Source organism: Streptomyces anatolicus, assembly GCF_019400875.1.
Lineage (GTDB): Bacteria > Actinomycetota > Actinomycetes > Streptomycetales > Streptomycetaceae > Streptomyces > Streptomyces anatolicus.
Genome location: NZ_WMBF01000255.1, coordinates 1 through 8,900, shown reverse-complemented (window position 1 = coordinate 8,900; position 8,900 = coordinate 1). Strand labels below are relative to the sequence as shown.

The 8,900-nt window shown below is 71.1% G+C and carries 11 protein-coding genes; 1 reads left to right on the top strand and 10 read right to left on the bottom strand.

From position 1 onward, the window contains the following. Positions 1–1,068, bottom strand: a 1,068-nt coding sequence (locus tag GKQ77_RS21100) for a LysM peptidoglycan-binding domain-containing protein (protein ID WP_372459940.1), incomplete at its 3' end; no start/stop codon positions are given. A 208-nt stretch (positions 1,069–1,276) separates the two neighbouring features. On the opposite strand from GKQ77_RS21100, the gene GKQ77_RS21095 reads away from it, so the two are divergent. Then, positions 1,277–1,639, top strand: a complete 363-nt coding sequence (locus GKQ77_RS21095; protein WP_219690485.1) for a hypothetical protein — start codon at positions 1,277–1,279, stop codon at positions 1,637–1,639. A gap of 16 nt (positions 1,640–1,655) precedes the next feature. Here GKQ77_RS21095 and GKQ77_RS21090 read toward each other — a convergent pair whose 3' ends face one another. The 9 genes from GKQ77_RS21090 to GKQ77_RS21050 form a co-directional block, all read right to left on the bottom strand. Beyond that, positions 1,656–2,123, bottom strand: coding sequence for a pilus assembly protein TadG-related protein (locus tag GKQ77_RS21090; protein ID WP_219690484.1), 468 nt, complete (start codon positions 2,121–2,123; stop codon positions 1,656–1,658). Continuing rightward, positions 2,120–2,572: a TadE/TadG family type IV pilus assembly protein gene (locus GKQ77_RS21085; protein ID WP_219690486.1), complete on the bottom strand. Its 453-nt coding sequence runs from the start codon at positions 2,570–2,572 to the stop codon at positions 2,120–2,122. Before GKQ77_RS21085 ends, GKQ77_RS21090 begins: the two co-directional genes overlap by 4 nt. An 8-nt stretch (positions 2,573–2,580) precedes the next feature. Further along, the gene (locus tag GKQ77_RS21080) at positions 2,581–3,027 is read right to left on the bottom strand and encodes a TadE family protein (protein ID WP_219690483.1); all 447 of its coding nucleotides are present in this window, start codon (positions 3,025–3,027) and stop codon (positions 2,581–2,583) included. A gap of 47 nt (positions 3,028–3,074) precedes the next feature. After that, on the bottom strand, positions 3,075–3,326 hold the full coding sequence (locus GKQ77_RS21075) for a hypothetical protein (protein WP_125517922.1): 252 nt from the start codon (positions 3,324–3,326) through the stop codon (positions 3,075–3,077). 136 nt (positions 3,327–3,462) lie between these two features. Beyond that, the gene (locus tag GKQ77_RS21070; RefSeq protein WP_219690482.1) at positions 3,463–4,392 is read right to left on the bottom strand and encodes a type II secretion system F family protein; all 930 of its coding nucleotides are present in this window, start codon (positions 4,390–4,392) and stop codon (positions 3,463–3,465) included. Continuing rightward, positions 4,389–5,414, bottom strand: a complete 1,026-nt coding sequence (locus GKQ77_RS21065) for a type II secretion system F family protein (protein ID WP_219690481.1) — start codon at positions 5,412–5,414, stop codon at positions 4,389–4,391. Before GKQ77_RS21065 ends, GKQ77_RS21070 begins: the two co-directional genes overlap by 4 nt. Before the next feature lie 7 nt (positions 5,415–5,421). Further along, positions 5,422–6,732 carry a TadA family conjugal transfer-associated ATPase gene (locus tag GKQ77_RS21060; protein WP_219690480.1) on the bottom strand — a complete coding sequence of 437 codons (1,311 nt, stop codon included), beginning with the start codon at positions 6,730–6,732 and terminating at the stop codon, positions 5,422–5,424. After that, positions 6,729–7,574 carry a hypothetical protein gene (locus tag GKQ77_RS21055; protein ID WP_125514389.1) on the bottom strand — a complete coding sequence of 282 codons (846 nt, stop codon included), beginning with the start codon at positions 7,572–7,574 and terminating at the stop codon, positions 6,729–6,731. The genes GKQ77_RS21060 and GKQ77_RS21055 overlap by 4 nt, the downstream gene beginning before the upstream one ends. Positions 7,575–7,591: 17 nt before the next feature. Then, on the bottom strand, positions 7,592–8,332 hold the full coding sequence (locus GKQ77_RS21050; protein ID WP_219690479.1) for a hypothetical protein: 741 nt from the start codon (positions 8,330–8,332) through the stop codon (positions 7,592–7,594). Positions 8,333–8,900: the final 568 nt, after the last annotated feature.

The window sequence follows — 8,900 nt, the reverse complement described above, 5'->3', positions numbered from 1 at the left end:
GGGCAGGACGATGTGCGCGGTGTCGCGGTCGACGGAGCTGCCGCCGTGCTGCCCGCCACTGCCCTGCCGGTCGCCACTGCCCTGCCGGTCGCCGCCGCCCTCCTGGTCGCCGCTGCCCTGCTGACCGCCGCCCTGTCGCTGGTCGCCGGTCTTGGAGTAGTCGGAGATCTGCTCCTTGACGTCCTCGGAGACCTTGGGCGCCTCGTCGGGCATCTCGACCAGCTCGCCGCCGTGTGCGTCCGCGGGCATCTCCATGATCCAGCCGGGCCGGATGAGGCTGGCTTCGGAGAGCTTGGACCCGTCGGGCTGCTCACGGTCCTTGTTGAGCTGGTAGATCTCCTTGTACCGGCGGCCGTCGCCGAGGTGCCGCTCGGCTATCTCCCACAGGGAGTCGTGGTGGCGTCCCTCGGGGGGCTGGATCCGGTAGTACTTCGTGTCCCCGTCCTTGGCGGCGGCGCCACCGCCCGCGTGCGCGGCGGCCTGTTCGGCCTGCGCGGCGAGCGCGTCGGCGGCGGACGCGGCGGTCTGCCGCTCCTGCCCGAAGAGACCGCCCGGGGTCTGCTGGGCGCTCGCGGACGCGGGCTTCTGGTTGCCCTCCAACGACTGCCCGAACTGCGAGAGCCCTGGCGCGAAGCTGGCGGCGGTGGCGCCGACCAGGAGCAGCGCGGCGACCAGTTGCCGCGCGAGCAGCTGGCTGCCACCGGCGCCCGGCACCCGGCTCGGGATGCCGACTCCGGAGAGCGCGGCCTTTATCTCGACCAGTACGCAGGCGGTGAACTGCGCCCAGGCGAACCAGACGACGACGGTCAGTACGTTGATGAACGTACTGACGGTGATCTCCTGCTGGAGCCAGCTCAGCGAGGGCGACCCACCCGGCAGCGGCCACCCCACGAACACCACGAGGGCCGCCGGCACGCCGACCAGGAGCACGGCGAGCGCGACAAAGGCGAGGAAGGCCTTGACGAAGTCTCCGACGGAACGCCGGCGCCGCGGCAGGGGCTGCGGCGTCCGGTTCCGCGGCGACATCGGGTCAGGCGGGCTCGTCGAGCGTGAGGTGGTGCGCGCCATGGCGGGTGTCCTGGTGTCCTGTGGGAGGGCGTAGAGGGGGGCGGATTGAATGGTGGTAGCAAGAGCGTACTGAGGCGATGGTACGGAAGGTGCCGGAGGTCAGACAGGGGCGTGGGCGGGGTGGCCGCCCGTTTGGCAACCGGCCGTACCAAAGGCCCGATTCATGACACGGTAGCGTCGTCCGTGTCGTTCGAAGGGGGAGATGACCATGGGCAAGGGGAAGAGCGACCTCGCGGTTCCGATCACCGATCTGGAGGATTACGGCCGGCGGCTGCGCTCCATCAAGGACCGTATGAACCGCACCAAGAAGATCTTCGAGTCCTACCGCGACGACATCGGCGACGGCGGTGTGTACGACTCCCTGGACGACTTCGAGTCCAACTGGGAGGACGGCCGCGAGGACATCGGCCAGCAACTGGACCAGCTCGCGGAGTTGTCGGACGCGGTGGTGCGCGAGTTCAAGAAGCTGGACGACGACTTGGCCAAGCAGGTCAATGACGCGGTGAAGGCGAACGAGGGGAAGGGCGGCAAGGGCGGTAAGGGTGGTGGCGGCAAGGGCGACGGGAAGTAGCCGCCTGCGCCCGGCCTCAGCCCACCTCGTTCTCCGCGACCGCGCGTCCCGTCACCGTGACGTCCCCGCCGTAGAACATCCCGGTGAAGACGGGGCTGTAGGTCATCCGGACCTCCACCTCGACCTGCTGCTCGTTCGCCGTCACGCAGTGCGTCGCCGCCGCGTCCGCGCCGGTCAGACCCGCCTCCCTGACGAAGGCCTGGACGCGGGCGCCGCAGTTCTCGAAGTTGATGGGGGCGCCCTTGGCTCCCTCGTAGATGCCCTCCATGTCGAGGTCCTGCGCGGCGTAACGCGCGGCCTGCTCCGCGATGTCCGCGGCGCGCTCCCGCTTGGAGATGGAGAGCCCGCCGTCGATCACGAACGCGGCGAGGGAGAGGAAGACGAGCGCGAAGATGATGACCGCGCCCGCGCCCGAGCCGCGGTCGTCCAGCGCTTCGCGGCGGGCGGCGGCCCAGGCGCGTACGGCAGTGGGCCTCGTCGTCACGCCGACCTCCGGTACGGGTCGAGCGGGGAGCTGAAGCTGGCCTTCAGGGTGGTCGGCACATCGACGCCGATCATGGCGAGCCCCCGTACCTCGCAGCTGACCTCCACCGTGAAGAAGGGGTCGACATCGGGGTCGAAGCCGGCGCTCTTCTGTACGACGCTGACCGGCCCCGAGCAGACGTCCGCGAGGTCCGCACGCGCGGCCCTGCGCGCCTCCGCGAGCGCCGTGCCGTGCTCCTTCTGGATCGAGCCCGCGCGTGCCGCGTCGCGCGCCGCGCCGTCGATGGCACCCCGGCCGTCGACGAGCTGCCCGAAGGCGACAAGGACGAGGATGAACAGGATCATCACGGGCGCGAGGATCACGACCTCGATGGTCGACAGCCCCCGGTCGTCCCCACGCGCCCGGAGCCCCGCGCACGGGCGGCCTCCCGCCACCGCCCCAACTTCCATGTCACGCATCAGCCGTTGTCCTCCACGAACCGCTCCACCGGTCCCGCGGACCGCGCGTGCACGGTGAAGTCGAGGCCGGGGAAGACCATCGGCACCTTCGCCGTGATCTCCACACCGACGGTGCCCGGGTCCGGCTGGACCGTCCGCACCTTCGGGTCGATCACCAGCTGCGGGCCGAGCTGGCGGATGTACGCGTCGGCCACGTCACGTGCCTCGCCGCGCCAGCCGCCCGCGTTCTCGTCCGCCGTTGCACGGGCCTTGCGCGCGCCCGCCTGGGCTGCCGCCTGGGCGACGTGATCCGCGAAGAAGTACAGCGCGAACTGGACCGTCGCGAAGATCATGAAGAAGAGCACCGGGGTGAGCAGCACGAACTCGATCGCGGTCATGCCGGATTCGCCGCGGGCGGAGGCGGCCTCCACCCTGCGGCGTACCCATCGTCCTGCACGCTCGCGCATGCGTGTCCGCTCCTGTCCCCGTTCAGTTCCCCCGGTGCGCCGCCACCTCAGCAGGTGCTGTCGGCGTCCGCGCCCTCGATGCACTTGCCGACCTTGTCGGCGCCCTTGTCCAGCGCCTCGTTGATGACCGCGGCCACCGCGCCCACGATCGCCACGACGACCGCCGAGATGATGACCCACTCGACCGCGGACGCGCCGCGGTCCAGCTCGCCGGAGCGGACGCGCTGCACGCGGCCCTGGAGGAAGGTGATGACGAAGTCGAGGCCGGGGTTGCCGGTGCGGAAGTTCCGCCCGTTCAGGCCGCCAAGACCGCTGGGTGCGTTCAGTCCGTCAAGGCCGTTCGCTTCGTTCGGTCCGTTCATGGTGTGTGTCCTCTCAGGAGTGGTGGGGGGAGGATGTGCCGGGCCCCGTTGTCGCCGGCACCGTCGAGGGCGGCTAGACCTGGAACACCCGCATCGCCGCCGGGAAGATGAGGAAGACCAGGAAGCCCGCGCACAGCAGCAGCTGGGCCACCAGCATCGACTGGGACTTCTCGCCCGCGCTGCCCTCGATCTCGGCCATCTCGCGGTGCCGCATCGTCTCCGCGCGGGAGGCGAGCGACTCGCGCACCTTCGCGCCGTCGTCCGCCACCAGCGCCAGCGACGCCGACAGGTCCTTCAGCTCCTCGACGCCCAGTTCCTCGCCGAGCGCGCCGAGGGCCTGCCACTGGCTGACGCCGGTGATGCGGGCGTCGGCCAGCGCGGTCCTGATGCGCTGCGTCGCCCATCCGTCGGAGACTTCCGCCGCCGCCATGAGCGCCTCGGGCAGACCGCGGCCGCCCGCGAGGCTCATCGACACCAGGTCCAGATAGGCGCCGATGACGCGGCGCAGATCGCGCCGCTTGTCCGCCGCGTCCCTGCGCACTTCGAGGTCGGGCAGGAAGAAGAAGAGCACGCCGAACATCAGCGCGAGCCAGACCGGGATGACCGGGCTGCGGCCGATGCCGAGCGTGAAGATGATGGCGAAGAGGAACGGGCCGAAGAAGACACCGGCCGCGGCCAGCAGCACCTTCGTCGCCAGGAACTTCTCCCAGCTGCGGTCGAGGACCGCGAGGTCTGCCCGGAGCGAGCGCAGTTCCCAGCCCTGCTGGAGGTAGAACTCCGCGACGCGCGCGCCGACGCGGGTGCGCATCGAGCCGATGCGGCCGGGCTTCTCCGTGTCCGAGGTGGCCCGGTGCGACTCGTACGCCGCGCCGCGCGCCCGCAGCGCGTCGATGCGGGCGACCTGGGCGACCGCGCTCTGCTTGGAGGGTATGAGGGCGCGTACGAGGGCGAAGACGCCGAGGCCGAGCACCGCGCCGATCACTATCGGCATCGTCAGGCTCATCGACGTACCCCCTCGGGAGAGTTGGAGTACCCCGGCAGGCCCTGCGACGACGGCTGCTGGGGCTGGTCGGCGGTGGCGGCCGGGCCGCGGGGACGGACGAACTGCACGCCCGGCTCGTCCCTGACCAGGAAGCGGTCCGGCGTCTCCACCGTCGACAGCTTCCGCAGCCACCAGAAGCCCAGCGCGAACAGGGCGCAGACCATGGCGAGCACGAGCTGGCCGACGGGCGTGCCGTAGGGCTCGACGAACTCGCGGTTGAAGATGGAGAGGCCGAGGACGAAGGCGACCGAGACCGCCACCACGATCTGCACCGAGCGGCGGGTCGACGCGCGCTGCGCCATGACGCGCTGGCGCATGTCGACCTCCTCGCGCGCCGACTTGGCGAGCGCGCCGAGGACCTGGCGCAGGCCGGGGCCGCGCAGCTTGGCGTTGAGGATGAGCGCGGCGACGATGATGTCCGCCGACGCGTCGTCGATCTCGTCGGCGAGGATCTGCAGGGCCTCGGGGAGCGGGGTGCGGGCGCGCAGCCGGTCCACCAGGGCGTCCAGGTGGGGGCGGAGCACGGGGGCCGCCGCGCGGGCGGAGGCGGGGATGGCCTGTTCGAGGCCGACCGCGCCCGCGATCGTGTCGCGCAGCGATTCCGTCCAGGCAGCAAGGGCCTCCACGCGCTTCATCTGGGCGCGTTCCTCGGCGGCGCCGCCGAAGAGCTTGTCCCAGAAGAAGACGAGGACACCGGCGGCGATGCCCGCCACCGCCCAGCGGGTGAGGAGGAGGACGACGAGGCCGACACCGGCGGCGAGCGAACCGCGCCGCCCGGCGAAGCGGAGCAGTTCGCTCCAGCGCTCGCTCGCCTTGTGCTTCTCGTGGGCGGGCTTGGCGGGCAGGCCGCGGAGCGCGACGGCGAGGAGCGCGATGCCGCCGCCCGCGGCGACGCCGCAGCCCAGTGCGTACAGGACGGGCAGCGAGAAGAGGCCGCCCATGGAGCCGAGGGAACCCGCTGCCAGCGGTCCGGATCCGTTCATGTCGTGCTCACCCCCATTGCCCGGCGGGGCGGTAGCCGAACGCGGCCAGATCGTCCATGCAGGCTATCGGCGCGTGCGCGACGACCCGACCGTCGGGGGCCTCCGCGAAGACCTCGCTGGACAGGACGCGGCCGTCGACGCCGTTGACCTCGCGGATCGAGGTCACCATGCGCTGGAGCTTGCCGCCGGTCTGATAGTTGTTGCGCCGCTGGATGAAGACGACGAAGTTGACCGCGCCCGCCACCAGCATCTGGCTCGCCTCGATGGGGAGGCGTTCGGCGGCCTGGAGCGCGTACGTGGAAATACGGTTGAAGACCTCGCTGGAGCTGTTGGCGTGGATCGTGGAGAGCGAGCCGTCGTTGCCCTGCGACATCGCGTTGAGCATCGTGACGATCTCGTCGCCCAGCACCTCACCGACGATGACGCGCGAGGGGTTCATGCGCAGCGAGCGACGCACCAGCTCGGCCATCGAGATCTCGCCCTGGCCCTCGGAGTTGGGCAGCCGCTCCTCGAACGCGACGACGTTCGGGTGCAGGTCGGCGAATTGGTCGAGGCCCAGCTCCAGGGCACGCTCGACGGTCACCAGGCGCTCGTGCGGCGGGATCTCGTTGGCGAGGGCGCGAAGGAGCGTGGTCTTGCCGGCGTTGGTGGCGCCCGCGATCATGATGTTCTTGCGGGCCCGGACCGCGCAGGCCAGGAAGTGGCCGATCTCCGGGGTGAGCGTGCCGTTGCCGACGAGGTCCGACATGAAGACCTTGCCCATGCGGGCGCGGCGGATGGAGAGGGCGGGGCGGCGCGTGACGTCCATGACCGCCGAGAGCCGCGAACCGTCGGGCAGCCGCAGGTCGAGCTGCGGGTTCGCGGAGTCGAAGGGGCGTGAGGACAGGCCCGAATAGGCACCGAGGACCTGGATCAGCTCGACCAGTTCCTCGTCGGTCTCGGCGACCGGGTCGGCCTTGGTCTCGCGGCCGTCGGCGTATCCGACGAAGACCTGGTCGCAGCCGTTGATGTCGATGTTCTCGACCTCGGGGTCGTCGAGCAGCGGCTGGAGCCGGCCGACGCCGAAGAGCGCGGCGTGCACGGCGGCCGCGTACTGCTCCTCGGTCTCCGCGTCGAGGGGGGTGCGCCCGGCGTTGATCTCCGCGCGCGCGTACTCCTCCAGGATCTGCGCGATGACGGCGCGGGCATAGTGCCGCTCGTCCTCGCCCGACATCGGGGTGACGCCGGAGACCTGGTCGAGGCGGCGCTGCTCGGCGATGCGGTCACCGGCGTCCTGCCGGAACCGCTTCACCAGCTGGTGATCGACGGGCGTGCTCATCGGCCCGCTCCGTGCTGCTGCCGCTGCTGCGCCACGGGGTTGGTCCAGGCGGCGCCGTACTGCTGGTACAGGTCGACGGTCACCTTGCGGGCCGAGCGGATGAGCAGCGACTTGTCGAGGCGGCCGCGCTTGCGTCCCGCCAACTGATCGGCGCCCGCCGGGTCGTCGGCGAGGGTGCCCACGACGCGGGCGCCGGTCTGCGCGGCCATCAGCATGTCGTTGACCTGGTGGACGAGCTTGCCCGAGGTCGAGGGGTCGGCGATCAGGAGTACGCCGATGAGCGGCGTCGCGAGCGAGGCGGCGCCCCGCGCGCCGCCGTGCAGCTTGGTGGCGAGGGCCGCGGCCCGGTCGCGTACGCGGGCGATCGCCTCGGGCTCGGTGCGCGAGACGAGCAGGACGAGGGCGGCCTGCGGGAAGAGTTCGACGGCCGGGGTGTCGCCGCTGACGCGTCCGCAGTCGGCTATGACGTCGGCGGGCGCGTGCGGTGAGTCGGCGAGCTGGGAGAAGGCGCGCCCGAGGGTCGGCCAGAGCCCGGCGAGGCCCGCGGCCTGCTCGGCGTTGCCGAGCCCGACGAGGACTTCGAGGCCACCGCTCAACGGCTGCGTGTGGTCCCAGAGTTGGTCGGGCACGAGGCCGCGGCGGGCCGTGGCCGCGATGGAGAGCATGCCGGTGTTGGGGTTGAGCGGGCCGCCGTGCGCGGCCGCGCTGCGGTAGACGAGGTCACCGCCCGCGGGGTCGGTCTCCGCCACCAGGACGCGGCGCGGCCAGACGGCGGCCAGCGCGACGGCGGCGGTGGTGACGCCGGGCGACCCCTTGTCGGCGGCGAGTGCGATGAGCGCCATGTCTCTTCTGCTCGCCTCTAGTTGCTGTTGTCGGTGACGCGGACGACGGCGACCTTGCCCTCGGAGGCGGCGCTCGCCAGCGCCGCGACCTCGTCCCGCGGGACGAGGAGGGTGATGCTCTGGTTGCCGGTGCTCACGGTGGCGTCGCTCTTCTCCGTGATGGTGCTCACCTTGGCGGCGGCGACCAGGGGGCTGCCGGAGTTGCCGGAGCCGCTTGAGCCGCTGGAGCCGCTTCCGGTGGAGCCCTTGCCGGTCGAGGTGCCGGAGAGCACGGGGTAGGCGGCGACGGTGTCGCCGGGCTTCAGGTCGGAGGGGTACTGGCCCTCCTTGAGGGAGAGGCCGACGGAGGCCTTGCCCGCGGGCAGACCGGCCTTGGCGCCGAACATCTCGCCGACGGCGACCGTGCCGCCGGGGATGGTGTTCTTGGCCTTGAGCCTGGAGAGGGCGTCGACCTGGGCCCAGGGGACGTAGTTGATGGACTTGTCCTCGGCGACCATCACGCTGGTGATGTTCTCGCCCTCGACGGGCGCCTCGCCCGCCGGTATCTCCTTGGTGACCTTGACGACCTCGATGCGGTCACCGGCCTGCAGCACGAGCACCGTGGCGCCGAGCGCGCCGACCAGGATCAGCAGGACGGCCAGTGCGGCAAGTGCCGGTTTGCGCTCGCGAGGCGGCGCGGGAAGGCGCTCACCGACGGTCGGCTGAGCCGGCGCGGCGGAACGGCTGTTGCCCGCCCCCATACGCTCCTGGATCTTCACGCAACTGCTCCCCGCACACCCAAGAAGATTCGGTTAATTTCCGTCATTTGTGACACTCGCGACTCTCTACGCCCCGCCCCAAGCGGGCTATTCAGCCCCAGGCTCAGTGTCAAGTCATCGCACCGTATCAGCAGCATATAAGCCCCTCAAGGCACGTTAAAGATCGCGAAGCCCACAGGCCCCATCGTTATCCACGCGCGATCCGCGCTCGCCGGTTCCGATGCCGTTGCCGGTTTGCGAGGAGCGGAATTTGTGTGCGTACGCGAATAAGTGGCCCGTGCCGTGATCCGCCGGCCCCGTGGGGGACGCGGCGGGGGGCGCGGCCGGTTCCCGCACGGGGTCAAGTCCGTGTGCGGGGGCACCGAACCGCCCGCGTTCCTCCTCATAACCCACGCAACTCGGCTGTCCGATGCGGCCGGCACGGCCGGCACGGCCGGCACCGCGTTCCGCGGAGTGAACCCGCCCCGCCGATTCGCCCTCTCATATTCCGCGCGAAGGTAACGCGTGCCGCCAAGCGCCTGTTGGCCGACACGAAAGAGAAGCAACCCCCCATGAACCCCCCCATGAC

Bases quoted from the DNA above. Each gene is read 5' to 3' on its own strand.
- GKQ77_RS21095 (WP_219690485.1), top strand. From the start codon at position 1,277: ATGGGCAAGGGGAAGAGCGACCTCGCGGTTCCGATCACCGATCTGGAG.
- GKQ77_RS21085 (WP_219690486.1), bottom strand. From the start codon at position 2,572: ATGGAAGTTGGGGCGGTGGCGGGAGGCCGCCCGTGCGCGGGGCTCCGG.
- GKQ77_RS21080 (WP_219690483.1), bottom strand. From the start codon at position 3,027: ATGCGCGAGCGTGCAGGACGATGGGTACGCCGCAGGGTGGAGGCCGCC.
- GKQ77_RS21070 (WP_219690482.1), bottom strand. From the start codon at position 4,392: ATGAGCCTGACGATGCCGATAGTGATCGGCGCGGTGCTCGGCCTCGGC.
- GKQ77_RS21065 (WP_219690481.1), bottom strand. From the start codon at position 5,414: ATGAACGGATCCGGACCGCTGGCAGCGGGTTCCCTCGGCTCCATGGGC.
- GKQ77_RS21060 (WP_219690480.1), bottom strand. From the start codon at position 6,732: ATGAGCACGCCCGTCGATCACCAGCTGGTGAAGCGGTTCCGGCAGGAC.
- GKQ77_RS21055 (WP_125514389.1), bottom strand. From the start codon at position 7,574: ATGGCGCTCATCGCACTCGCCGCCGACAAGGGGTCGCCCGGCGTCACC.